Origin of the sequence: Burkholderia sp. 22088 (genome assembly GCF_052045915.1) — a bacterium.
In the GTDB taxonomy this organism is placed as follows: domain Bacteria; phylum Pseudomonadota; class Gammaproteobacteria; order Burkholderiales; family Burkholderiaceae; genus Burkholderia; species Burkholderia cepacia.
In genome coordinates this window covers 1-23,626 of record NZ_JBQEPY010000016.1, presented here as the reverse complement: position 1 = coordinate 23,626, position 23,626 = coordinate 1, and the positions used below count along the sequence as shown (strand labels likewise).

The window sequence follows — 23,626 nt, the reverse complement described above, 5'->3', positions numbered from 1 at the left end:
CCCCATGCCGACCTGGAACTCCGCCCTCCGAGAACACAAGCCGTCGCGCAAGCTCGCGCGCGGCACGACCTTCGGCACCGTGATCCACGGTGTCGTCGACGTGCCGGTGTCGATGCGCTTCTTCTGCTACCTGTCGCTCGCGATGTTCGCGATGTTCGTGACCGCGCTCGTCGAACTGAGCTACGCGAACACCGAGAGCGTATCGGGGATGCTGACGCCGCGCTCGGGGCTGATCGGTGTCAGCGCGCCGCCGGGCTGGGCCGTGCGCGACGTCTACGTCGGCAAGGACCAGCACGTGAAGGCCGGCCAGCGGCTGCTGGCGGTGACGCGCGACACGAGCTTCGTGAGCCAGGCGAACAACGTGCAGGGGATGCGTGCGGCGCTCGACCGGCAGCGCGTCGAGGTCACGCAGCAGATCGACGCGGCACGCCTCGAATACCGGTCGTCGGTACAGCAGATCAACCAGCAGATCGCCGCGCAGGGCGAGAGCCGCGGGCTGATCGACCGGCAGATCCAGGACCAGAAGCGCATCGTCGACGAGTACGGCGAACGGCGCGCACGCGTGAAGCAGCTGCTCGACGAACAGGTCGTGACGCTCGAGCAGTACAACCAGGTCAACACGCAGTACCTGCAGGCCGGGCAGGCGTACCAGGACCTGCTGCTGCGCCGCGCCGAGCTCGCGAAGAATGCGATGAAGCTGCGCGGCGACCTCGACACGATGCAGAGCAAGTACGACGGTGCGAACGCGGAACTGAAGATCAAGCAGGAGGAGCTGAACGCGAAGGAATACAACATCGACGAGAACGTGAACCAGGTGCTGTACGCGCCGGCCGACGGGCAGATCGTGCGGCTCGACGTCGTGCAGGGCGGCGTGATCGACCCGCCGGGTACGCGCGTCGTCGAGATCCTGCCCGCGAAGGCGGACGGGCTGATCGCCGAGGTCTACATTCCGTCGTCGAAGGCCGGCTTCGTGAAGAAGGGGCAGGAGGTGAAGGTTGCGTACGCAAGCTATCCGGTCGAGAAGTTCGGCACGTATCGCGGCAAGGTGCTGTCGATCTCGCCCGTCGCGTTTTCCGCGAAGGAGCTGAACCTGCCGGGCGATGCCGCCACGCCGCAGACCTACTTCAAGACCTGGGTCGAGCTGGCCGACCGCACGCCGGCGTTCGAAGGGCGGCCGCTGTCGCTGCGGGCCGGGATGATGCTGAAGGCCGACATCGTGCTGGAGCGGCGCAGCCTGCTCGAATGGCTGTTCGAGCCGTTGTACCGCATCCGTCAACGCCTGTTCGGCGTGCCGGCCTGAGCCGATGGCGAGCCGGGACACGTACCGCCGCCGTGCGCGGCCGGGCGCCGTGCGTCCGCTGTCGCGCTGGCTCGGCGCGACGCTGTTCGCGTGCGCGGCCGCCGCGCATGGCGCGCCGCAGCCGGACGCGGACGCCGAACCACGCTGGCAGGCCGGCGCCGACGGGATCGGCTTCTGGCCGGGCGGTGACGCGGACGGGTTCGATGCGAGTGCATGGGCGACCGACGCGGGGCCGTCGCGCGACGGGCACGGCAGGCTCGGCAGGCACGGAGAAGCGGCCGACGGGCCGCAACCCGACGCCGTCCCGTTGACGGCGCGCAAGATCACGCTTGGCCAGCGAACCGGCGGGGCGGGGCGCGCATGCGCGGCAGCGCCCGACGACGGCGCCGACGGCATCGGCTTCGACGACGGCGGCGCCGGTGGCGTCGTTGGCGGCTGCGATCCGGCCGCGCCGCGCGACGCGGCGGCGAGCGACATGCCGGCGCCCGGCGTCGTCCATGCCGACCGGATGCCGTACGAACTGCATCCGGTCGATCCGTCGCGGCTGCCCGATCTGCCGGCCGCCCAGGCGCCGCCGTTGCTGACGCAGCTGATGGGCGACGACCGCAACATGGTCGGCCTCGGCTGGCACTTCGTCGGCACGACCGGCCGATCGACGCCCGTGACGACGCACACGGACGCACTCGGGCTGAACAGCTTCGAGAACCAGGGGTCGCAGCTGTCGCTCGGCAACACGAACACGCTGGCGTTCACGCTGACGCATTTTTTCTCGGAGAACTGGGCGGCCGAACTCGGCGCGGGCATTCCGCCGGTGCTGACGCTGCGCGGGCACGGCAGCATCGCGCTGCCGCTCGACCGGATCTTTTCAGGCGTCCAGGGGCGCTTTCCGCTGATCGATCTCGCGAACACGCAAAGCAACCCGCTCGCGACCACGCGCGCGTGGCTCGGGTCCGTCGTGTTCAAGTATTACCTCGGCGAGCGCGACGACCGTTTCCGCCCGTTCGCGGGCATCGGCGTCAGCTATACGCGCTTCACGAACACGAACCTGAATCCCGTGTTCCAGCGCAAGCTCGCGTCGCTCGGCGGGCTGCTCGCGGCGGGCGCGGACATCGGCAGCCTGCAGTCGCTGCTGCTCGACCCGTCGCTGTTCCAGCGGATCTGGGATGCCGGCGGCGACCTGCTGCTGTCAGGCAAGACCAACGTGTCGGCGAAGGTGAAGAGCGTGTGGGAGCCGGTGTTCACCGTCGGCGCGAGCTACCAGATCACGCGCCAGTTCTGGATCACCGGCATGGTGACCTATATCCCGTTACGTACGAAGATTACGCTGGATATCGACCAGCCGAACCGGCAGCTCGCGTCGAACACGTTCGATATTGCCGCGAACCCCGTGCTGGCGAGCGTGCTGCTCGCGTTCCGCTTCTGACCGGTGCGCCGGCCCTTTTTCATGAATTTGACGCGCGACGCTGGGATAATGTCGGCGTTTGGCTGCGTCAACGATGGAAGGAGGCCCCATGGGCGACAACGATAACCGCACCGAGACCGACAACCGCACCGATCTCGAATCGATGGAAGCGCGCCAGCGCCGCTTCGAGGAAGACCTGGTCGACGCCTACGACGAAGAACTCGAGATGGAGCTCGACGATCGCCGCTTCGACGACAGCGACGACCTGCTGTTTTCGCAGGAGCGGCGCGAAGCGCGCAAGCAGTATTTCCGCGAGCTGTTCCGCCTGCAGGGCGAACTCGTGAAGCTGCAGGACTGGGTCGTGAGCACGGGGCACCGGCTCGTCGTCATTTTCGAGGGGCGCGACGCGGCCGGCAAGGGCGGCGCGATCAAGCGCATCACGCAGCGGCTGAACCCGCGCGTATGCCGCGTGGCGGCGCTGCCGGCGCCGAACAACCGCGAACGCACGCAGTGGTACTTCCAGCGCTATGTCGCGCATCTGCCGGCCGGCGGCGAAATCGTGCTGTTCGACCGCAGCTGGTACAACCGCGCGGGTGTCGAGCGCGTGATGAACTTCTGTACCGACGACGAATACGAGGAGTTTTTCCGTTCGGTGCCCGAGTTCGAGAAGATGCTCGTGCGCAGCGGGATCCAGATCGTCAAGTACTGGTTCTCGATCACCGACCACGAGCAGGAAGTGCGATTCCAGAGCCGGATCGAGGATCCGCTCAAGCAATGGAAGCTGAGCCCGATGGATCTCGAGAGCCGCCGCCGCTGGGAAGCCTACACGGCCGCGAAGGAAGAGATGCTGCTTCGCACGCACATTCCGGAAGCGCCGTGGTGGGTCGTGCAGGCGGTCGACAAGAAGCGCGCGAGGCTGAACTGCATTCACCATCTGCTGCAGCAGGTGCCGTATCACGAGGTGCCGCACGCACCGATCGACCTGCCGCCGCGCGAGCATCACGAGGACTACATCCGCCGGCCGGTGCCGGACCACATGATCGTCCCCGATACCTACTGAATGACCGACTGACCGGCGACGGGATTCGTCCGGCCACGCGGGGAACGCGGACGCGTTCCCCGCGCGTCACGTCGCCGGAAATCCCGAGCGCCCTTGCGTCAGGTCGAACAGCTCGGTTCTTGCCGCGGCTTCGGCGTTTTCCGGCAGCTTGATCGAGAGCTTCACCGTCATCCCGTACGCGCTGTCCACGAGCGCGTATCCGGCCTGTTCGATCCAGCGGCGCACGCGTGCCTCGTCCGGGTAGCCGATCTCGATCGCGAGCCGCGTGTAGCGGACACGTTCGACGCGCTCGGCGTCGAGCAGCGCCGATGCGATCGCATCCGTATAGGCCCGCACCAGCCCGCCCGCGCCGAGCTTCACGCCGCCGTAGTAGCGCACGACCGCGCCGAGCACGCCGTCGAGATCGTGATGGCGCAGCACTTCGAGAATCGGCCGGCCCGCGGTGCCCGACGGCTCGCCGTCATCCGACATGCCCGACTGCCCACCTGCCAGCAACGCCCAGCATACGTGGGTGGCCGCAGGATGCTCGTCGCGCAGGCGCTGCAGCGCGTGCATCGCGGCGTCGCGATCGTCGACGGGGATCGCGAACCCGATGAAGCGGCTCTTGCGGATCTCGAGTTCCCGGATGTGTGTGGTCGCGAGCGTGTATATCATGGTCCGGGTGAGTAAAACTTTAAGTAAATCAATGGTTTTTGCAGTCGCCTGCTTGAATCCGTGTTGATTGATGTTGACCTAAATGGGCATAATTTGCCTACATGGTGCCTACATGGACGGGGCTAAATGAAGCGAGAGAATTTTACCGTGGCGCGCGTCGATGCATTTCGTTGCGACCAAAACAAGAAGCAGACGATCTACTGGGACGCGAAAGCGCCTGGGCTGGGATTGAGAGTGACGTCAACTGGTGCACGGGCATATGTGTTCGAATCCCGGCTTTTTGGGAAAACGGTTCGTTTGACGATTGGCGATCCGCGAACATGGGATCTCGCGGCTGCGCGTTCGGAAGCTGCGAGGATGAAGACGCTTGTCAATGAGGGTAAGGATCCGCGCGTGTTGAGGGCGGAGCAGCGAGTTGCCTACGAGGCACAGGAGCGCAAGAAGCGGCAGCAAGTTGTCACGATGGGCGAGGTTTGGGATCAATACGTCGGCGCCAGAAAGGCGCAATGGAGCGAGCGGACTTACCGGGACCACGTTCGCCATTCGGCAGTCGGGGGCAGGGTCAAGTTGCGCGGCAAAGGTGACACGAAGCCAGGGGTATTGGCATCTTTGCGGGCCGTGCCCATGGTCGAGCTGACGGCGCGACGCGTTTCTGTGTGGCTCGAAGCTGAGACCCAAGTTCGTCCGACAGTAGCAAGTCTCGGCTATCGAATGCTGCGCGCTTTTATTCGGTGGGCTGCGGATGAGCCCGAGTACGCTGGTCTTGTATCTTCGGATGCGTATAGGGGGCGTACAGTGCGGAAACTTGTTCCCAAGTCAAATGCTAAGCATGGCGATGTTTTACAGCGTGAGCAACTGTCGGGATGGTTTGCGGCAGTGCAGTCAATTCCGAACCGTGTTCTATCAGTCTATTTTCAGGGACTGTTAATCACTGGCGCTCGTCGGGAGGAGCTGGCCGCCCTTCGTTGGGAGGACGTCGACTTTCAGTGGAGAAGTCTGAAGATCGCGGACAAGGTGGAGAAGGTTGATGGGCGAACCATACCACTTACATCTTATCTGGCAGAGCTTCTGGGGGAGCTGAGAGAATTGGCAAACGAGAGCGATGCCAAATGCTTGAGCAGTGAAGCGGGTTCGTCGCCATGGGTATTCCGCAGCCAGAGATCCGCAACCGGTTATGTATCTGATCCAGGGTTAGCGCACCGGCTAGCGTTACGTGATGCAGGGTTGCCACATGTAACTTTGCATGGACTTCGTCGATCATTTGGTACGTTATCCGAATGGATCGATGTCCCAGTTGGTGTGGTCGCTCAAATCCAGGGGCATAAGCCGTCTGCCATCGCTGAGAAGCACTATCGCCGACGTCCGCTGGATCTTCTTCGTATGTGGCACGACAAGATCGAAGCTTGGATGTTAGAGCAAGCGGGGATCGCGTTCGAGTCGCCGGAGAAGGGCTAAGCCACGACTGCCGGTGGGGTGCCTGATGCTCTGTATCGGGTTGCGCGGTTGATCGGCATCTGCTGCGCGATTTATGGCACTTTCTATATCGCTAACTGTTCGGACCGAACCGAGTAGGGGCGCCGTTGGCGTGCGGCGATTCTGACGATCGTGGCACGTTTGCGCATGATATAGCCTGGTGTTCTTGGCGGCGAGCATTGATCAACGATGCTCGAAGCCCCATGCCCCAATAAATCGATGTAGAATCCTGTCTGCCGCTCTGTCACAGGTTGCGGCTTAAGTATCAAGACACCCAAGCGCTTCACCAATACACCCATTTGGGTTGCGGCTGCTTGCAGCCTATACACCCTACCCGCTTAGCTGTAGTGAAGCTGGCCGCTGATGGTCAGCATTGTCCGAATGCGCATGAAATTTTTTGCGCCTCGGATGCCTCTTGTCGGGCGGACGCTCGATCGAGAGTGCCACTGCACGCCCCTATATCCCATTGTTGTCGACTAGTTGTTGCCGTTGGCCCGCTTCTTTGCCCGTTGCGGTCACTGGGGCTTTGCGTCTTCAACAGGCATCTGCGTGACATTGTCCGACACGCAGGCTGCAGGGATTTTTCGGACCTTACTCAACGTAGATTGCTGCTGTGACCAGTGATCGTTTTGAGGGGTCACAAATGACTTCGATTCATAAGCGGTGCAAGGGTGTAAGTAAAAACTTGACGTGTATCGAGCAAGGGGATTTTGATGTTCGGGCTCAGAGCACGCTGAACCACGCGCTGGTTGCAAGCGATTTTGCATCTCCACATTTTGAGCCGCGCCTGACGACAGAGCAGGTCGCTCGCGTCTTTGGAATTGAGCCGCAGACGGTGCGAAAGCGCTGGTCGCAAACGGGCTCATATTTCGGTTTAAAGCCTATCAAGCTTCCAAACCGGCGGCTCATATGGAGTGCTGACGCCGTGGCAAAATTTCTGCGCGGGGAGGCTCTGTGATGAACGGATACCTTCTCCCTAGCGTGAATGCGGATGTCGGAACGGGTCTGCCGCAAATTGCAGGTACGCGCTTCGTGCGGGTATTTGACGAGCTTCGACACAACTTCCGTACGGCGGATGAACTGACGCTGTTCTTGTTGCTCGGAATGACTACCTTCGCATGTCAGGATGGTGCGTTCGTTCGCCTGAGAAACGGAACGCTATCGCCGCTCACGGGCTACTTCATTGTCAGTGCGCCTCCAGCGAGCGGAAAATCAACGGTGCTCACGCGCTTGTCGCAACCATTCGGGCAGGCGGAGATCGAGGCGAAAGAAGGCGGCGCGCAGCTTCGTCGCCACTACCGAGCGAAACGAATCGTGTGGAGGTCGCAAGTCCGCCAGCTTACCCGCGAAATCGACGAGGCAATTGCGGCTGGCAAGGATCCTGTTTACCTCGGTGCACGACTGAGTTCGTTACTTCCCGGAGAGCCCCAGCTGCCGCGCACCGCGTCATGGCTTGCTGAGGACGCAACTATTCAGGCGTTGCGTCGTCGTTTGCACACTACGTGGCCATCCGCTGGGATTGTGCTTGACGAGGGCGTTCGTTTTTTCACAAGCAAGCTGTCAAGCGCCTTTGCAGATTTCTGCACGCTACATGACGCACGTCTTGCGAAGAACGAACGAATTTCCACAGGTACTGAGTCCATCCAGCAGGCGTTCCTTTCGATGGTCATCGCGACGCAGCCCGGCCCACTGTTCGAGTACTTGCACAGGCATGGCGCGAACGCATTCAAGACTGGTTTTCTGTCGCGTGTCCAGCTTCTGGACGTGCCGTCTCGAAGCCCGATGGTCGCACCGAGCGGGCACACGCTGGAGAAAGCTGCACTCGAGGAATATGACGATCGCGTCGTCTCGTTGGCACGTGAAGCGCGTAAGCGCATGCGTAGCGATGGCACCTTCGACCCGATAGTTCTTGAGTTTTCCGAGGCCGCAGGTCGCATGCTCGATAGCATGCCGCACATGATCAGGACGCGGCTTTGGAGCGCCGGACAATTGCCTGAAATGGAGCCGTATCTACTGAGGCTTCCCGTTCTCATGACGCGAATCGCTGGCGTCCTTCATCGCTTCGAAGGCGATGACGGACTGATCTCGGATGCAACGATGCGGGTTGCTGCTGAGCTGGGGTTCTGGTTGGCGCAGGAGACGAGCCGGGTGATTTCGCGCTCGAAAGAACCCTCAGCAGCAGACAAGCAGGACATTGACATACTCGTGCACATGTTACGTGTCCATGTTCTCCGGTACCGCCGTCCGTTTGTCGCGAGACGAGAGCTCTCGGACATGGCCCCCGGATTTGGTCTCGACGAAGCCCGCTGCAAGCGGGCGCTGCACGCCTTGTGTCAAGCCCATTGGGTGTCGCTGGACAGCCGCGGGAGTGCTAAGTTCATCCGCCTGTCGCCGCAATATTTTCCCGGCTGTTAATTCCGATTGAACCGTTCGCCTGTTCAGCGCCATCAAGTGCTGACGGGCGGCGTATGCCCGCCGTTGAGCTTGAAACTCCGGCAGATGCCGGCTATTTCATCGAATCGCGGCGGACGAACGAAAAGGATTTACCGTGAACACGTACTTGAATTCAGAAATGGATGTTGATCATGGTGCTATGAAGACTTGCGGTCTTCTACCAGCAGTAGGTTGGGCGCAGTCTCGTGCGCTAACGACGCTGGCTCTCGCACTTCTTACCACGGCGACCTCGGTCGGTATCGCAGTGTTGTCCGGCTTGCAGCGAGCAGTAGGTCTGCAGGAGCAGGCGGTCAGTGTCGCACTGGCAGTGGCGGCGGTCATGGGAACCCATTTGCTTCCTGCTTTAGGGCGAGGGCGATCCATTTCTGTCCGTTATTGTGCGATTGCACTTTGCGCGGCGAGCTTCGTCGTAACACTGTATGGCCAGGTGTCGTTTTTCCTCACGACTCAGCGCGATGCCGGAAACCAGCGTGTGCACGCTGCTGAGGTTTCGTCTGCCGTTCCGCAAAAGGAGCCGGTGCCAACGCGCGATTTGATGGCGATTGCCGTAGACATCGAGCGCACTCGGACAGAGATGGCTAACAACGACTCGAAGCACTGCACTTCGGACTGCCAGATGCAGCGTAAACGTCACGACGTACTCGACGCCAAGCTCCAGCGACTTTTGGTCGAGGAGAGGCAAGCATATCGCCGCGAGACTGAAATCGATCGTCGGGCTGACTTGCAGGAACGGCTGCAGGACTCGATGCGGCAAGATCCCACGACTGTACGACTTTCGCATGTGACTGGGGTTGATGAGCAGACGCTGAACCTGCTGCTCGCCCTCGTTTGTGCGGGCGTGCTCGATCTGACTGGCGGCCTTTGTTGGTACTTGACATTTGGGAGTGGTCGCCGACACATGGGTGCAGTGGTCGCTCCGGTCGTCGCAGGCGCAACTGCGGGTAGTCGCGAGCAACCGTCTGATACTGACATAGTGACTCCCGATGTTGGCGCGCAAGTCGTCGAGGAGGTCGATAGACGACTATTGCAGCTTGTTGACGATGTTGCCAATGGCAAGGTTCGTCCGACGGTCGATGGTATCCGGGAGCACTTCAATTGTGCCCAAAAGACTGCGAGTCACCTCCGTCGCCGATACCAGGCTCTGTGTGACGCTACTCAATCCACTACGCTGCAGAGTTAACAGGAGCCTGCCATGACTATCTATCAGTATCGACGCGAAACCCCGTGGATTGCGGCAGGTGCCTACTACGTGTATTCGGACGACGACAATCAGCTGCGCCAAGCCGTGCTGACGTACAGCACTGTGCGCCGTAGAATTCTCAATCGTATCGACGACGACATGATGAGTGCCGTCGTGGAACACGAGGGCGGCAGTTTGCGGATTCTTTCTGAGGCATTCGGGGCGTTGGCGCGCTTCGTAAGTCTGATGGACTGGCTTACGTGGCTTGTCGTAAGCAACGAAGGAAACGCGTACGATTTTGAGCGACGTGAGGAGGATGGCAAGGTCATTCGGGTCCAGGAGCATGCGTTGGGACGTTACTACGGCTTGCTTCTGCCTCTTGTTCGCGCGGTATTCGATCCCGAGTTGGATCTCGATCGGTTTAGGTTGCCACCGTATGCCGAACTTTTTTGCCATGTGATCACCAATCTCGTAGGCAGAGTGCCGACTCTTGGTGATTGTTTAAGTAAACAACCAACATTTTTTAACACTGATGTGAGGTTGTTTAGTGGAGAACTCGTAAACGAGTTATTCAGATTAATCCGGCGCGAGGCTAAGGCCCGATTGATTGGAAAAATTGTGTCGTCGCGTAAAGATGACGGAGTGCGGGCGACTAAACGGATGCAGAAGTTTAAAAATGAATGTTTCCAACAGTGCCCAGAACTGAACGTAATGCTGCTCGAGTGTACTTACCGACCGCCTGAAAATCCAGCACTTGAGATCCCCGTCTCACTTGGCCAAGCCAAGAGAGATCACGGAAGATTCGTCAACCGGCTCCGAGCCGACGGGAAATTCGCAGCCGTCGCAGTAGGTGGTATTTGGTCCTTGGCATGGGGGCGGCATAAAGGGCATCACCATCGCTGGATATTCCTGCTCGATGCTTCGATGGTAAAGGACTCGAGAGAGTGGTCGACTCTCGTCGTCAGTGTTTGGAAAGATGTGGTTGGCGTTGATACCGCATATGTTCGGGTACCAGGGGTGAACGACGCGTCTTCCCCTGTAACAGGGCTCGTCGCTGTTGACGATGTAAACAGGATGAAATCGCTGGACGATGAGTTGGGATATCTAGCTCAGAGAGATAGTTTTATTCAACTAAAAGAGACTGAGGGTGTACGCTCATGGGGCACGTGGGTTCCAGCCTACACACGTATAGATCGCCGCCGCAAGGCGCCGGAGGGAGCAACAGGCATCGATCGTGACGGGAGCGACGGCGGAGACGCGTAAGTCATACACTCGTTGAAGTCGAAGTTGGATCATCGCGAGGGGTTCGTTTTTTATGCCCGTCGCGGTGGCCACCAGCTGCAATTTAACGTGGGCTGGTGACCGGAGTGCCCTACGAATTATGCTGACGCATAATTCGTAGGGCCTCGATGCCTATGTGTTCACTTGTGGGGTAGTGATTGAGATAACGAGTCCTCGAAGATTGACGAGCATTTTACAAATCGAGCGTGCCCGAAGACTAACAACTGACTGTGCCAACCCGGGGCTTGCGGCACCTTCCCGACAACTAGAGGATCTCGGTCGGGACTCGTTGGCTGGCTTGGGGGTGCTTAAGTTAAGTGCATGGTGCGACTGGCGGCGCGCATGATCCAAATTTGGTGGCACTCTCCCCAGCGGGAGAGTTACATGGCGCTCAACAAACTACTCCGATTCGAACGATAGGGCGGCTACGCCCGATAGTTTGCATCGGAGTAGTTTGTTTATCAAAGAATAGATTGGGTATAAAAATATATCGCCTTAACTGTATATCCTATAGGAGTGATGCTTCAGCATCACGTTTCTTCCTCTTTTTTCCTTTGGGAAAAGGAGGAAGAACCTACGGAGATGGAGAAAAAGGTCAAACTTAGTGAGCGAGTGAAACGAAGCGATCTAATAAGCGAAGCGCCCTATGTGCACGTGAGTGCACGGGCGCGAAGCGCTCCCCTTTTATCGGTGACCCATAAAGGTCACCGACTAACTTTAATAAGCGGAACGAGGACTCCTCGTGGAGCGTCAACTTATCGAGTCCCCGGAGTGGGGCGAGATCTAACTTTGAAATAGCGAAGTGTCCGACGCGCCTTGTGGGCGCTAAGGACACGCAGCGTAGTCACCAACTCGAAGTGGTCGAGTCGACCACGAGACTGATTTTTAAAAATAAGCAGTCTATCCACCCTATGTCCAACAGGGAAATCGAATGCCATCCTTCAGTATGCGCATCATGGCGATCTTCGCCATCAGAGCAGTTTGAGATACCGAATCTCCCCGATCCGAGGTGAATATTTTAGGATCACGTCAGCAAGGTACTCTGGCTGGGAGGTTGTCGATAAACGGAGACGGTAACATAGTAAGGGCTATGTTACCCTTCATTTCTGGACATCGAGCGGACGCCCCAGGCTCGTGGGGCTCACACGAGTAAAGTTGAGTCGAGGCGCCCGGCTGCCGGTGGCGGGCAGAGGGGAGGCAGGAGACGCGGCACGAACCGATGCCGTAGTCCGCGCAGGTCGGCCGGGCAGATTCGGCTGGAGAAACAGTCAGGTTGTGTGACACCGGAAGCCGGACCACGTAATCAGCGCGAGTGATGACGCCCGCACCGCCCCGCTGGTTGTGTGAGCGCTGGCCGGGCGGAAAACGTTCGCGATTGCTCTGGGCAAGCGTGGCTGCGACAGGTGTAAGCCGGAGTTCATTGGTGGGCTGCCCGCCGCAGGCAGTGGTGGGGCGGAGGCCAGCGATTTGCGTGTGTGCAGCGGGATGAGGTAGGGTGCAGCTTTGACTTTGTTGCCGAGGCTGTTCATGAACAAGCAGGAACTCATTGACGCGGTCGCAGCGGGCGCGGGCGTCAGCAAAACCGACGCGAGCAAAACCGTCCAGGCGGTCCTGGACGCGATCACGGACGCGGTGACTCGCGGCGAATCGGTACAGCTGATCGGTTTCGGCGCGTTTTCGCAGGGGCAGCGCGCTGCCCGCACCGGACGTAATCCGACGACGGGCGCGGAGATTGCCATCCCGGCCGCGAATACTGTGAAGTTCACCGCCGGCAAGGCGTTCAAGGACGTGGTGAACGCACTGTGACGCAGCGTGACGTCGGGCAGGCCGCTTATGCGGGACTGCACCGTGAAATTGCCGATGTAGTCGCGTCGGCGCGCGAGGCGACGGCTCGCACGGTGAACGCCCTAATGACGGCGACCTATTGGGAGATCGGGCGACGAATCGTTGAGTTCGAGCAGGGCGGGGAGGAACGGGCCGCTTATGGCGAGGCGGTGATCCGCCGTTTGGGCGCCGATCTGTCAGAGCGATTCGGTCGCGGCTTCGGATGGCGCAATCTCGCACAGATGCGCGCCTTTTACTTGACGTGGCCTGCGGATCGGATTGTGCAGACATTGTCTGCACAATCCACGCCCGCTCGGATTGTCCCGACAGCGTCTGCAAAATCAACCAAGGCGGCGGTGAAGGCGCCGCCGGGCGTGGCGTTTGAGCCAAATTCTATCGCTCAGGCTTTTCCGTTGCCCTGGTCCGCCTACGTTCGTCTCCTCGCGGTGAAAGCGCAAGCTGCTCGCGACTTTTACGAGGCTGAAGCGCTGCGTGAGGGCTGGTCTGTGCGGCAGCTTGACCGTCAGATCAGCAGTCAGCTCTATGAGCGGCTGGTGCTGTCACGCAACAAGGCGTCATTGCTCGGAAAGGCGGCTGTAGTGCAACCCGGCGATCTTCTCTCGCCTGAGGAAGCGATCCGCGATCCGTTTGTCCTCGAATTTCTTGACATGAAGGACGAATATTCGGAGTCGGATCTCGAAGCGGCCTTGATCCAGCACTTGGCGGATTTCCTCCTCGAGCTCGGCGATGACTTTGCGTTCATAGGTCGGCAGCGGCGTCTACGGATCGATGACACCTGGTTTCGAGTCGATCTCGTGTTTTTTCACCGGCGCTTGCGATGCCTGCTCATTATCGATTTGAAGGTCGGGCGCTTCAGCTATGCGGACGCGGGGCAGATGCATCTCTACCTCAACTACGCGCGTGAACATTGGATGAAGCCCGGCGAAAACCCCCCGGTTGGCTTGATTCTTTGTGCTGAAAAAGGCGCGGCCGAGGCGCATTATGCACTCGACAACTTACCGAACAAGATACTCGCAGCGGAGTATCAGACGGTCCTCCCGGATGAGGCCACGTTCGCGCGAGAATTGGAACGTACCAGGATCGAACTGGAGCGCCGGGGTCGCAAGGCGTGACTTCCCGTCCGAGGTTCCGAGGTGCTTAAACACGCGCGGATCGGCGAATACGATGAAGCGGTCGCCCGGTTAAATTTGATGTTGCTGGCACGGCAATCAAGCTATGCGAAAACACTCAACCGTGCGCCGACGGCCACTGACGAAGGCGCAACTACTACCTCTTCCGGTTGACCAGGTCCGTCGTCTTTCTCTCAAACACCACCTCGCACTTGCACTGCTTTGCGGCGGCAGTGGTGATATTGAGTCGATCGCCACGCTGTCCAATATGCTTGCGCTCGCGTTCTATTTGCGTTCCGACGGCGAAGCGGAACTGTATCGCTCCGCGGACTTCGCACTCAACCAATGCATTGAGCGGGCAGAGCGGGGTGGCAAGTGGACTTTTACAGACGCGGAACGGACTGCACTCGAAGCGTTGCTTCGTGTTCATGATAAGCAACTTGCTGCGGTGCCGGTCCATCGCTATCTTGAAGCGCTGGAGCAGGTGCAGCATGTTGGCATGCCTTCCTTTAACTTGCCGATCGAATCGGACTGATGCTGAACGTTTTCTGCCTGTCGCGGCGAATACGCCGGCGGTTGATGTGCACGGACAAATCTGCGAGTTGGCGCAGCCAATGGGTGATCCGTGTGTGGACCTCGTAGTCGACAGTTTCTACGTAGAAACTCTAGGAAGCGAGTCACGGCGTGTGTAGTTGTATCGTCAAAAGGCACCGCGAGGCTCTTTGTCGAAGTGGTTCTGTTCCATGGCGGGATCTGGCGGACTGAAGCTCGAAGTTACCAGCGGGCCGCACGGCACCGCTCGAAGTTTGTCGCTGGACGAGCTGTTGAGGACCACGACCGGCGGCTGCCGGCCGAGGTCGTGTAAAAACGCGCAGAACGGCCGACCGGTGACGCCCAGTTGGGCGAGCAGTTATTTTCGACCGAGGTGCAGGCAGATGAAGTGATCGTGCTTTGCGGGTATACAGCGTCGGCTCGCGAGTTCACGCGCCTGCCAGCTTCATCGCTCGCATCGTCTTTGCGAATCCGAGTATCCTGATGACCCGCTTGAGGTTGTAGGCCAGTACATGCAAACTCATTTCGGCCGCAACATGGCCCAAACCGCGAGTCTGGAAGTGCGTTGAGCCCATCCAGTGTTTGAGTGTGCCGAACACGTGTTCGACTGTCCGGCGCCGTATCGTCATGGCGTCAAGCTGGCGATCCAGTCTTGACTGCATTGCCTCAAGCTGTGCGATTCGCAGACATCATTTCACTTTTTTGAAGGCCGTTTCTTTGGCGCGTCGGAACCCGTGGCGCCCGTAGGGAACATGGGTTCCGACGCGCGCCGATGATGTTCGCCGAGGATTTTGTCGACCCGCCATTCGCGGTGCCGAATGCGCTCTTTCCGCTCGTCGTACGCACTTTCCACCGCTTCCGCGAGAGGTGTGATTTCACCCAGCTCCGCAATGCGGTCAACCGGAGTCTTTGCGCCGAGTGAGCCGTGTGGCCGACGCCAGTTGTAGTCGAACTGCCACTCTTCGATTCGCAAGTCGATTGCCCCCTCTGTAAGGGCATGGTGGAACCAGAACTCGTTCAGGTCAGTAAGCTGCGAACGTTCAACTTTGCCATTGAGGTGCGGCGAGCGTGGTGGAATTGGCCGGAATTTAATGCACTCGTTCATCAGGCGCCGCTGCACGGATTCAGCGAAGAACTCACCGCCGCGGTCGGTCTGGATACGTTGAATCGGAAACGGCATCTCCTCGATGACGCGATCAAGGAAAAGCAGCGTATTTCGGGCATTTCTTCGAGGAAAACGAGTAACGGAAACAAGGGGCTCTGCGGAGCCCCTTGCTCCATCTGGCTTTCGCACCTCGAAGCCTTTATGGTAAAGGGTTTGAGCCGAAAGTTGCGTTTGTCAGGTGTCTTGCCTGCACTTGACGAAATAGGCGAAAACTTGGCACTCTGGCGTAACATTTTCCTATGCCAGACCGAAAAGCTACGCTGCGGTCCCGGCTCACAACAAAAACCTACGCCGACCGCTGATGAGATTCGACGCACGAAACGCGAGCAAGCTGCCTGCCGGGCAGCACATGACCTTTGACGGATTCCCGGGACTCCGCTTTCAGGCCAGCGAGAGCCGTCGCTCCTGGATCTACCGATATAAATCCCCCATTGACGACCGGATGCGTCAGGTGAAGCTCGGCGAGTGGCCGGCCATGGGGTTTCCCGCAGCGATTTCCGAATGGGAGCAAAGGCGAGCGGAGCGCGATGCCGGGGCCGATCCTGCTGCTGCAAAGCGCGAGAAGCGCGCTGCGGTTGCCAATTCGCGCGCCGTCGACGCATACACCGTCAAGCAGGTGTGTTTCGACTACATGGGCGGCTATCTGGAGCCGACCCGGAAGGATAAGGGCGTGATCGAGGTTAGGCGGATGTTCAAGGCGATGCTCGGCCCGATCGAGAGCGTTCCGGCTGCGTCGATAACTCGTGCGCAGGCGTTCGAATTCTTGAATTCCTATCGTGCCACGCCGGCGCTCACCGCTCGCCTCCGCATGGAGTTAGGCGGAGCATGGGACTATGCGATGGATGCTGGGAGGCTGCCTGACGGCACGCCGAACTGGTGGCGAATGATCCTGCGCGGCAAGCTTCGCAGCAAGGGGCGTACGATCGACGGCGTCGCCATGGGCACAAAAAAGCGGGTATTGAGCGAGGATGAGATTGGCACGCTGCTCCGTTGGCTGCCGAATATGAGCCTAACGGTTTCCGACGCAATCACGTTGTATCTGTGGACGGGCGCCCGCGGCGGCGAAATCATTTCTATGGAGTCGCACGAAATCGCCGACGAGGCGGACGGCCTCTGGTGGACCGTGCTGAAGGAAAAAACCAAGAACTCGTGGCGCGCGAAAGCAGGGGATTTGCGGGTGCCGCTCGTTGGTCGAGCTGAGGCCGTTGTCCGTCGACGCAAGGACCAGGCTGTGAACGGCTTTCTGTTCCCGACGTCGACCGGCGAGATGATGAAGCAGACCGTTATTTCGCACGGCATTTACTATCATCAGCCGTACTGTAAGCAGGCGCCGAATCATAATCGGCCGCGGCTACCCGTCACGCACTGGTCGCCTCACGATTTGCGGAGGACCGCCCGAACTATGCTTGCCGCACTTGGGTGCCCGCATGATGTCGCGGAGGCGGTACTTGGTCATGTTCAACCGGGTGTAGCCGGCGTGTATAACCGGCACCACTACGATCGGGAACGTCGAGAGTGGCTCACGCGCCTGTCGCAGTTCCTTGATGAACTCGCGCTGCGATATCCGACTAAGTAATCTGTTGTGTAAGGCGAGGTTAGACCAAACGGACAGCGTCAGATCGTCTGACTCTGTTCGGCCATGACCGGTCATTCGCCAGCAACACCAGATGACGATGCGAGTGTCCGCTCAAAGTAAAGGAACGGCCCCATTTTTTTAAATTTGTCTTCATCGTGCCCTGCGCGAGGCACCTCGGAAACTGCTGCTCGGCCTCGATTCCCCATGCGCCTGCCACATGACCGCGACGTGGCGTGGCAGGTAAAAGGGACGATGCTTGATTTGTGATGCCCTCATCGGCTACGGTGCCGACCCGTTGCTCGGTTGTATGGGACGCAGATATTGGGCTATGCCATACGCCGCTTCCCGCGCGCAACGCATTACACCGATGAGCGTAGCCGAGGCGGCCCCGCACCACTCGCCATAGCCGACCAGCCACAAGCGTTTCTCGTCTCTGGCGTGCGTCCCATCCGTCCTCGGCAAGCCCTCGACGTCACGGATCTGTAGCGGGTCAAGATGTTTGAGTGCAGGGCGGAACCCGGTGCACCAGATCACGACATCGATGCTGGAATGCCCGCCATCGCTCCAGACAACGCCATCCGTGTCGAATCGGCTGAACGGACGTATTGCATGCAGCACACCTCGCACACGCGCCTCCCGTACAGGAGGCACCATGACGATGTCGCCCAAACCACCTACTGGTGCCGTGATCGTGTGCCCATCGCGTAGAGCCTGCCATTTGGCGGTCGCGCGTTCGAACAAGACCCGGCCATCCACGTCGTCTGGAAGAAAATCAGGTTCCTGCAGCGTCACCCACGTAGCATTGCAGACCGTTGATACCTCCGCCAGGATCTGTGCGCCCGAGTTGCCGCCACCCACTACCAGCACGGATCGTCCACGCAGGTCGTCCGGATTGCGATACTGCGCCGAATGCATCTGACGACCACGAAAGATCTCGCGTCCAGGGTAGTTGGGCACATACGGTGCGCTCCAGGTACCGGTTGCACTCACGACCGCCCTGGCCAGCCATTCCCCGTGATCGGTACCGACCAGCAAGCCACCCTGAACCCGTGAAACGGATTCGACATGAACTGTGCGCCGGACAGGTATGTGATAACGCTCCTCATATCGCGCCAAATAGTCGATGACCTCGTTGCGCGACGGGTACGTGTCGCGCGATACGGGCGTCTGCCAGCCTGGTAGCGAACTCCATTGCGCCGGCGAAAACAGATGTAGCGAGTCCCAGGTATGTCGCCAGGCGCCTCCTGGGGCGCTCTGGTTATCCAGCACGAGATAGTCGAGCCCCGCACGACGCAGGAAGTAGGCCGTGGCAAGCCCGGCTTGGCCACCGCCGATGACGACAACATCAAGGTCTGCAGGCATGCGCTTTCGTCCCATCTCCTGATTCGAATTCGGGCGGTCACGCGTCCCATTGAGCTTAAAGGCGGTGGGCGGTGCACTGCACTACTTGGTCGCCCGCGACGTAATCACGTGCTCGAGGCCAGCTGGCCCGACCGGTGCCTCGGCGAGCCACGGAATGAGCGCGGTGCGCTGCGCCAGATCGTCCGCCACGCGGCGCACGAACGGCACCTCGTAAGTGCCCCGCTGGCACAGCATCGGGTCGGTCGTACCGCTCGCCAGCAACGACTGGTTGATGACCCACGCGTACGGCGTAATTCCCGCGCGCGCGAGGTCGGCGCTCAGCCGTTCCGCTTCGTGAACGGGTGTCGCTTCCGGCAACGTGACGATGAGAATCCGGCTGTAGTTCGGGTCGCGCAAGCGCGGCAGCAACTGGCGGACCGACTCTGGCATGTCGCCCTGGGTGCGCATCACTTCGCGGTGATAGGCCTCTGCTGCGTCCAGCAGCAGAATGGTGTGCCCGGTCGGCGCGGTGTCCAGAACCACAAAGCCTGATTTGCCTTGATCGACCGTGCGCGCGAAAGCCCTGAAGACGGCGATTTCCTCCGTGCAGGGCGAGCGCAGATCTTCTTCGAGCATCGCCCGGCCGCCCGCATCGAGATGGGATGCCGCTTTGCCCAGCACTTCTTCGGTGTACTGCTGCACTTCGCGCACCGGGTCGATGCGAGTGACGCTCAGCCGAGGCACGACGCCATCGACGGTCGCGGCCACATGCGAGGCCGGGTCGGTGGTCGAGAGGATCACGTCGTGTCCGCGGCCCGCCAGCGCAACTGCGATTGCCGCCGCTACCGTGGTCTTGCCCACGCCGCCTTTGCCCATCGTCATGATCACGCCGTGACCCGCCGCCGACAGCTCATCGACGAGGCCGCCCAGGCCCGGCGGCAAGATGGTTTCGGGCATCCGGCGTTCGGTCGGCATGCGCACGCGCTCGGGATGCGCCATGTCGCACAGCGCGTCCAGCCCGACCGTGCCGCGCGGCAGAAACGGAATGCGCGTCTGCGGTAAGCCAGCCAACTCGCGCGGCATGTCGGCCAGCGCCTGTTGCGCGTGCTGTGCCATGGCGGTCGCAATCGCGTCGTCGGTGCGGTCTGTGGCGAAGAGGCCGTTGATCGCCAGCACCAGGTTGCGAATACCGAGTTCAGCCAGCTCGTGCCGCGTGCGATTCGCTTCGCGCAGTGCGGCGACTTCGGGCCGGCTCACCAGGACGACGGTCGTTTGCGCTGCGCTCGACAGGCGTTCGACGGTCGCCGCGTACAGCGCCTTCTGCTTTTCCAGTCCGGCTAACGGTCCGAGGCAGGAGGCACCGCCCGTCGACGACGAGATGAACTCGTTCCACGCCGAAGGCAAGGTCAAGAGGCGCAGCGTGTGCCCCGTCGGCGCCGTATCGAAAATTACGTGATCGAAATCGGCCGTCGCGGCTGGGTCGCCGAGCAGTTTGGAGAATTCATCAAAGGCCGCAATCTCGACCGTGCAGGCGCCGGAAAACTGCTCTTCCATATTGCGGATCGCCGCCGCGGGCAAGACGCCGCGATAGGGTCCGACCATTCTGTCCCGATAGGCCTGCGCGGCCGCTTCGGGGTCGATATTCAACGCGAACAGGCCCGGCGCGGCGGGCACCGGCGTCGGCAACTGACTCAAGCCGACGCCGAGTACCTCGTCGAGATTGGAGGCCGGGTCCGTGCTGACGATGAGCACCCGCTTGCCGGCATGTGCCATGGCGAGGCCGGTGGCACAGGAAAGCGAAGTCTTGCCGACGCCGCCTTTTCCGGTGAAAAAGAGATATCGGGTTTGCGTTTCAGGCAGGGACATGGTCGCTCTCTAGCAACAGCCTGAGCCCGGCGCGCGGCAACTGCCGGCCTTGATGTGCGGTTTTTCCGCCGTGGTCAGCGCGATGCCGAGTTTCTGCGCAAGCTGCTGGCGTGACGGATACATGCCCGTCGATACGATGTGGCCATCGATCACGAGGATCGGCAGTCGTTCCATGCCGACTTCCATTTCCTTGACCACCGCGGAGTTGGCGGCGAACGCCTGCGGTTCCTGGCCCAGGTTGTAGCGGGACACGGTGACGCCGTGTGCTTCGACCCATTTCAGGTCCGCGGCGAATTGTGCCAGCACGGGGTCCACATCCACACCGCAAACACCCGTCGAGCAACACATCGCGGGATCGAACACTTCGAGTTTCTTCATGGCAGCGCCTCGGAACAATCGGGATTCAGCGGTTTCCACAAGCACGGATGCGTCTGCGGGCAAAGGTGCGTGAATTCCGGCAGACCGCGAATCAGCTCGGGAATTTGGGTTCGCTCGATCTGCGTGAAGCCGCGCCGCGCAAAGAAGGTGCGGGCGGCTTCATCATTCGGAATAAGGTAAAGCGCACGCAGCGATCGCGTTTGCGCTAGCGCAACGGAAGCGTCGATAAGACGGGTACCCAGACCGGATGCGCGCAGTCGCGGGTGAACTGCGACCGAACGCAACAGGGCCGCGTCGCCGGCTTGTTCCAGTCCCGCCACCCCGACGATCCCGGCGCCGCACGCGGCGACGTGGAAGCCGTCGAGGCTCCGTGCCGTGAGATCGCTCGCCGGTAGCCCGCAGGTAGCCAGCAAGGTGCGGATATGGTCGAAGTCCGTGGCGGCTGCCCGGCGAATGTACTCAACAGGCGTACTCATTTCAATTCTCCGCTGCGTTCACGGCGTAGAAGCGTCTGCCGGATGGTGATGAATCGCGTCCGGATTGTGCCCCGCCATCGCGTCGTGTCCGTGGTCGGACAGTTGGGCATCGAACCAGTCGTGCAGCGCGGCGACAAGACGAGGCTGCTCGCTGCGATACACGATTTCGCCGCCGCGGCGCACGTCGTGATATTCGATCGTCAGCTCGCCGCGCCGGGCTGCACGCAATTCAGCGAGGCCTGGCATGTCGTTGCCGTGGATCTGCTCAGGCGCGCCGAAGTCTCCCGCCGAGAAGCGACGGGCGATCGCGGCGAGATGTCTGCGGATCAACGCGACCTGCCGCGCGTCGGGACGTTTCGTGACGACCCGCTGGATGCCGCCGTCGGCCGTCTTCGTGAAGATGTGGGTGGTCGCCGCGAGCGAGAACGGCATCACGTCCGCGCCATGTTGCTCGACCTCCTTCTGGCGTGTGGTGGTATCGCCAAGGGCGAACGACGAAACAACCGCCATGCCGAGCAGAACCAGAATCGATGCAGCGACGACTGTCGCCGAATGGCGTTTCATGGAATATTCCACCTGGAATCGTGCCGGAGCCCGGCGCCAGCATCCTGTTCGACGGTTGAGTGAAATCATACGGCGTGCCCGCGCTTATTCGCTCCACCGGGCGAATGCCGGCATGACGCGATAACGACTACGCGAATTCATGGCAATCGCAGCGACTGCGACCGCAGACACGAGGGAGACGAGCCGCACCGTCCACTCGACGCCCCCGTATCCCGATCGATGTCTTTCAAGCCAACCTCCCTGACCTGTCACTGATGGTGGCTCTTTCATCACCTTGATTCAGGTTGCCGGGCGATGATGGTGCCTTAACGTGCAGTGAGGAGGCACGCGACCGAGCTCGTGCGAGGCCAAGCTCCGTTGTGCAGTTGAATGGGTGCCCTAACACTGGAGCTTTTCGACCTCGGCAAGCAGGTCGTCCGCTCGGGCTTTGAGCATGCGCTGGTTGTTCCGCTCGGCTCTGTCACGGATGTCCTGGAGTCTCATGCTCCAGTACTTCGGATCGCCGACTACGGTTCCGGGCGGGAATTGGCCCCGCTTTTTTTCGAGGATCTGAATTGCGTTACGTACATGATCAAGTTCTTTTTCGATTGTGTTGTACCAGTTCATACATGCCCCGAGTATGTTTTTTTGGCGATGGTGCCGCGACGCCTGGACGACGCATTTGATCTGGCTCAAAAGATAGATTCCGGCTGATGCCACGGCAGTTCGGGACCCGATGGCAGTGCAGATTCGAAGGAGACGCTGTTAATCCGGCTCGATTATTTGTTGTTGAACTGCGTAGCGGATCAGCGCAGCGTCACTACGGAGGTCTAGCTTTGCGAGCAGGCGCGCCTTGTATGTACTGACCGTCTTGGAATTCAGACCCAGATCCTTGGCGATATCCGAGATGCCATCACCGTATGCGAGGCGTTTGAGCACTTCGTTCTCTCGAACAGTCAAGCGCGCATGCAATGGTGCATCGGGAGGGAGGTCAATCGTACGAATCATGAGCTCGGCGACCTGAGCGCTCATGTACTTGTGCCCGGCAAGCACGGCGTGCACTGCCTGGACCAATTCGACTGCGGTGCTGTCTTTCGTGACGAAGCCAGACGCACCAGCGCCGAACACTGACTTTGCGCGAGTCGGTTCGGCCTTGCTGCATAGCGCGAGTATCAGCATCTTCGGGGCACAAGCGACGAGTTGGCTAATCAGTTCGATGGACCTGACGCCAATGCTAGTGAGGTCAACAATCGCAACGTCAAATGTTTCATTTTTGGCTGTCGCAATTAGTGCATCGCCGTCGGACAACTCGCGAGCAACTTGATACTCACCAGTTCTTTGAAGTATGTACCGAATTCCGTCACGCGTAATCGCATGACGTTCCGCGAGAAGCACTTTCTTCACTTTCGAGCCTCGTAGCGTCTCGCGTACGCTGGCCGCAAACGAACACGTCGATTTGCACGCGCACGCCTGCTCTCGTGCCGTCGTGGCACGTGGCGTTTTGTTATCCCCGAATCAATGAAGCGAAGCTGATCGGCGACGGGCATTCGCCGCCTCGTTACGCGGCTTCCACGATTGGCACCGCGATGGAAGTCGCTTGCGGAGCACGTCCCCTCGCAGAAGACATGCCGATCTTCAATAGTAGGTGATCAGTTTGATAAATTTCAAACAGAAAGCGCCGCCCCGTCGAGTAATTTGGAGCGTGAGCGAGGCTGGGATTGACTGCTGTTGAGGTCAGTCATGACGTTCGTACGAATGGAGTGGAAGACTGAAACGGGTCGATTTCCGTCGGTTGCTTTCGATTGTGAGGGCACGTATCGGGCCGTGCGAGCGTACCTGGACAACCAAGCGGCGTAAAAACAACGGGGCCGGTGGCCCTGCCTCTCAAACAATGCACCGGCCTGCGTATCGGTTTCTACGCAACAGCCAGTTTCGCGCGCTCCGCAACGAAACTCAGCCGATCGAAGTTCA

General features: G+C 60.2%; 20 protein-coding genes and 2 pseudogenes. 13 read left to right on the top strand and 9 right to left on the bottom strand.

Annotation, left to right across the window (positions count from 1 at the left end):
* Positions 1-4 precede the first annotated feature (4 nt).
* The 3 genes from ACTJLD_RS27855 to ppk2 all read left to right on the top strand — a co-directional run bounded on the left by ACTJLD_RS27855 (position 5) and on the right by ppk2 (position 3,762).
* Positions 5-1,300, top strand: a complete 1,296-nt coding sequence (locus tag ACTJLD_RS27855; protein WP_059696366.1) for an HlyD family secretion protein — start codon at positions 5-7, stop codon at positions 1,298-1,300.
* A gap of 4 nt (positions 1,301-1,304) precedes the next feature.
* On the top strand, positions 1,305-2,723 hold the full coding sequence (locus tag ACTJLD_RS27850; RefSeq protein WP_440660052.1) for an OmpW/AlkL family protein: 1,419 nt from the start codon (positions 1,305-1,307) through the stop codon (positions 2,721-2,723).
* An 88-nt stretch (positions 2,724-2,811) separates the two neighbouring features.
* Positions 2,812-3,762 carry a polyphosphate kinase 2 gene (gene ppk2, locus ACTJLD_RS27845; RefSeq protein ID WP_027791391.1) on the top strand — a complete coding sequence of 317 codons (951 nt, stop codon included), beginning with the start codon at positions 2,812-2,814 and terminating at the stop codon, positions 3,760-3,762.
* Between the two features lie 66 nt (positions 3,763-3,828).
* Here ppk2 and ACTJLD_RS27840 read toward each other — a convergent pair whose 3' ends face one another.
* Complete coding sequence (locus ACTJLD_RS27840; protein ID WP_431641476.1) at positions 3,829-4,416, bottom strand: IMPACT family protein; 588 nt, start codon at positions 4,414-4,416, stop codon at positions 3,829-3,831.
* Between the two features lie 126 nt (positions 4,417-4,542).
* On the opposite strand from ACTJLD_RS27840, the gene ACTJLD_RS27835 reads away from it, so the two are divergent.
* The 8 genes from ACTJLD_RS27835 to ACTJLD_RS27800 all read left to right on the top strand — a co-directional run bounded on the left by ACTJLD_RS27835 (position 4,543) and on the right by ACTJLD_RS27800 (position 14,293).
* Entirely contained in the window at positions 4,543-5,871 is a 1,329-nt protein-coding gene (locus tag ACTJLD_RS27835; protein WP_431641477.1) for a tyrosine-type recombinase/integrase, read from the top strand.
* 661 nt (positions 5,872-6,532) lie between these two features.
* Entirely contained in the window at positions 6,533-6,847 is a 315-nt protein-coding gene (locus ACTJLD_RS27830) for a helix-turn-helix domain-containing protein (protein WP_431641479.1), read from the top strand.
* Positions 6,847-8,304 (top strand): DUF3987 domain-containing protein, encoded by a 1,458-nt coding sequence (locus tag ACTJLD_RS27825; RefSeq protein ID WP_440660048.1) that lies wholly within the window; start codon positions 6,847-6,849, stop codon positions 8,302-8,304. Before ACTJLD_RS27830 ends, ACTJLD_RS27825 begins: the two co-directional genes overlap by 1 nt.
* Before the next feature lie 133 nt (positions 8,305-8,437).
* Positions 8,438-9,523 (top strand): hypothetical protein, encoded by a 1,086-nt coding sequence (locus ACTJLD_RS27820; RefSeq protein ID WP_440660046.1) that lies wholly within the window; start codon positions 8,438-8,440, stop codon positions 9,521-9,523.
* Between the two features lie 12 nt (positions 9,524-9,535).
* A complete protein-coding gene (locus tag ACTJLD_RS27815) occupies positions 9,536-10,786 on the top strand; it encodes a hypothetical protein (protein ID WP_431641481.1) in 1,251 nt (416 codons plus the stop codon).
* A gap of 1,545 nt (positions 10,787-12,331) precedes the next feature.
* Positions 12,332-12,610 carry an HU family DNA-binding protein gene (locus ACTJLD_RS27810; RefSeq protein ID WP_431641482.1) on the top strand — a complete coding sequence of 93 codons (279 nt, stop codon included), beginning with the start codon at positions 12,332-12,334 and terminating at the stop codon, positions 12,608-12,610.
* Positions 12,607-13,761, top strand: a complete 1,155-nt coding sequence (locus ACTJLD_RS27805) for a PDDEXK nuclease domain-containing protein (protein ID WP_431641483.1) — start codon at positions 12,607-12,609, stop codon at positions 13,759-13,761. The genes ACTJLD_RS27810 and ACTJLD_RS27805 overlap by 4 nt, the downstream gene beginning before the upstream one ends.
* Positions 13,762-13,864: 103 nt before the next feature.
* A complete protein-coding gene (locus tag ACTJLD_RS27800; protein WP_431641484.1) occupies positions 13,865-14,293 on the top strand; it encodes a hypothetical protein in 429 nt (142 codons plus the stop codon).
* 445 nt (positions 14,294-14,738) lie between these two features.
* Here the strand turns inward: ACTJLD_RS27800 and ACTJLD_RS27795 are convergent.
* Positions 14,739-14,981: pseudogene (locus ACTJLD_RS27795) on the bottom strand (transposase); the annotation flags it as partial.
* 23 nt (positions 14,982-15,004) lie between these two features.
* Positions 15,005-15,547: pseudogene (locus ACTJLD_RS27790) on the bottom strand (integrase core domain-containing protein); the annotation flags it as partial.
* A gap of 229 nt (positions 15,548-15,776) precedes the next feature.
* On the opposite strand from ACTJLD_RS27790, the gene ACTJLD_RS27785 reads away from it, so the two are divergent.
* Positions 15,777-17,051 carry a tyrosine-type recombinase/integrase gene (locus ACTJLD_RS27785; protein ID WP_431641486.1) on the top strand — a complete coding sequence of 425 codons (1,275 nt, stop codon included), beginning with the start codon at positions 15,777-15,779 and terminating at the stop codon, positions 17,049-17,051.
* Positions 17,052-17,330: 279 nt separating this feature from the next.
* Here ACTJLD_RS27785 and ACTJLD_RS27780 read toward each other — a convergent pair whose 3' ends face one another.
* The 5 genes from ACTJLD_RS27780 to ACTJLD_RS27760 form a co-directional block, all read right to left on the bottom strand.
* Positions 17,331-18,413, bottom strand: coding sequence for an ArsO family NAD(P)H-dependent flavin-containing monooxygenase (locus ACTJLD_RS27780; RefSeq protein ID WP_431641487.1), 1,083 nt, complete (start codon positions 18,411-18,413; stop codon positions 17,331-17,333).
* 81 nt (positions 18,414-18,494) lie between these two features.
* Complete coding sequence (gene arsA, locus ACTJLD_RS27775; RefSeq protein WP_226192414.1) at positions 18,495-20,258, bottom strand: arsenical pump-driving ATPase; 1,764 nt, start codon at positions 20,256-20,258, stop codon at positions 18,495-18,497.
* Positions 20,259-20,267: 9 nt separating this feature from the next.
* Positions 20,268-20,636: an arsenite efflux transporter metallochaperone ArsD gene (gene arsD / locus ACTJLD_RS27770; protein ID WP_431641490.1), complete on the bottom strand. Its 369-nt coding sequence runs from the start codon at positions 20,634-20,636 to the stop codon at positions 20,268-20,270.
* Entirely contained in the window at positions 20,633-21,112 is a 480-nt protein-coding gene (locus ACTJLD_RS27765) for a GNAT family N-acetyltransferase (protein ID WP_124629040.1), read from the bottom strand. Before ACTJLD_RS27765 ends, arsD begins: the two co-directional genes overlap by 4 nt.
* An 18-nt stretch (positions 21,113-21,130) precedes the next feature.
* Positions 21,131-21,676, bottom strand: coding sequence for an aspartate carbamoyltransferase (locus tag ACTJLD_RS27760; protein WP_222214728.1), 546 nt, complete (start codon positions 21,674-21,676; stop codon positions 21,131-21,133).
* Positions 21,677-22,045: 369 nt separating this feature from the next.
* On the opposite strand from ACTJLD_RS27760, the gene ACTJLD_RS27755 reads away from it, so the two are divergent.
* Complete coding sequence (locus ACTJLD_RS27755) at positions 22,046-22,369, top strand: hypothetical protein (RefSeq protein WP_185730972.1); 324 nt, start codon at positions 22,046-22,048, stop codon at positions 22,367-22,369.
* A 51-nt stretch (positions 22,370-22,420) separates the two neighbouring features.
* On the opposite strand, the gene ACTJLD_RS27750 is transcribed toward ACTJLD_RS27755, so the two are convergent.
* Positions 22,421-23,059 (bottom strand): response regulator, encoded by a 639-nt coding sequence (locus ACTJLD_RS27750; protein ID WP_431643072.1) that lies wholly within the window; start codon positions 23,057-23,059, stop codon positions 22,421-22,423.
* Positions 23,060-23,626: the final 567 nt, after the last annotated feature.

Excerpts from the sequence above, each read along its gene's own strand:
- ACTJLD_RS27855 (WP_059696366.1), top strand. The coding sequence starts at position 5 with ATGCCGACCTGGAACTCCGCCCTCCGAGAACACAAGCCGTCGCGCAAG.
- ACTJLD_RS27850 (WP_440660052.1), top strand. The coding sequence starts at position 1,305 with ATGGCGAGCCGGGACACGTACCGCCGCCGTGCGCGGCCGGGCGCCGTG.
- ppk2 (WP_027791391.1), top strand. The coding sequence starts at position 2,812 with ATGGGCGACAACGATAACCGCACCGAGACCGACAACCGCACCGATCTC.
- ACTJLD_RS27840 (WP_431641476.1), bottom strand. The coding sequence starts at position 4,416 with ATGATATACACGCTCGCGACCACACACATCCGGGAACTCGAGATCCGC.
- ACTJLD_RS27835 (WP_431641477.1), top strand. The coding sequence starts at position 4,543 with ATGAAGCGAGAGAATTTTACCGTGGCGCGCGTCGATGCATTTCGTTGC.
- ACTJLD_RS27830 (WP_431641479.1), top strand. The coding sequence starts at position 6,533 with ATGACTTCGATTCATAAGCGGTGCAAGGGTGTAAGTAAAAACTTGACG.
- ACTJLD_RS27825 (WP_440660048.1), top strand. The coding sequence starts at position 6,847 with ATGAACGGATACCTTCTCCCTAGCGTGAATGCGGATGTCGGAACGGGT.
- ACTJLD_RS27815 (WP_431641481.1), top strand. The coding sequence starts at position 9,536 with ATGACTATCTATCAGTATCGACGCGAAACCCCGTGGATTGCGGCAGGT.
- ACTJLD_RS27810 (WP_431641482.1), top strand. The coding sequence starts at position 12,332 with ATGAACAAGCAGGAACTCATTGACGCGGTCGCAGCGGGCGCGGGCGTC.
- ACTJLD_RS27800 (WP_431641484.1), top strand. The coding sequence starts at position 13,865 with ATGCGAAAACACTCAACCGTGCGCCGACGGCCACTGACGAAGGCGCAA.
- ACTJLD_RS27785 (WP_431641486.1), top strand. The coding sequence starts at position 15,777 with ATGAGATTCGACGCACGAAACGCGAGCAAGCTGCCTGCCGGGCAGCAC.
- ACTJLD_RS27780 (WP_431641487.1), bottom strand. The coding sequence starts at position 18,413 with ATGCCTGCAGACCTTGATGTTGTCGTCATCGGCGGTGGCCAAGCCGGG.
- arsA (WP_226192414.1), bottom strand. The coding sequence starts at position 20,258 with ATGTCCCTGCCTGAAACGCAAACCCGATATCTCTTTTTCACCGGAAAA.
- arsD (WP_431641490.1), bottom strand. The coding sequence starts at position 20,636 with ATGAAGAAACTCGAAGTGTTCGATCCCGCGATGTGTTGCTCGACGGGT.
- ACTJLD_RS27765 (WP_124629040.1), bottom strand. The coding sequence starts at position 21,112 with ATGAGTACGCCTGTTGAGTACATTCGCCGGGCAGCCGCCACGGACTTC.
- ACTJLD_RS27760 (WP_222214728.1), bottom strand. The coding sequence starts at position 21,676 with ATGAAACGCCATTCGGCGACAGTCGTCGCTGCATCGATTCTGGTTCTG.
- ACTJLD_RS27755 (WP_185730972.1), top strand. The coding sequence starts at position 22,046 with ATGGGTGCCCTAACACTGGAGCTTTTCGACCTCGGCAAGCAGGTCGTC.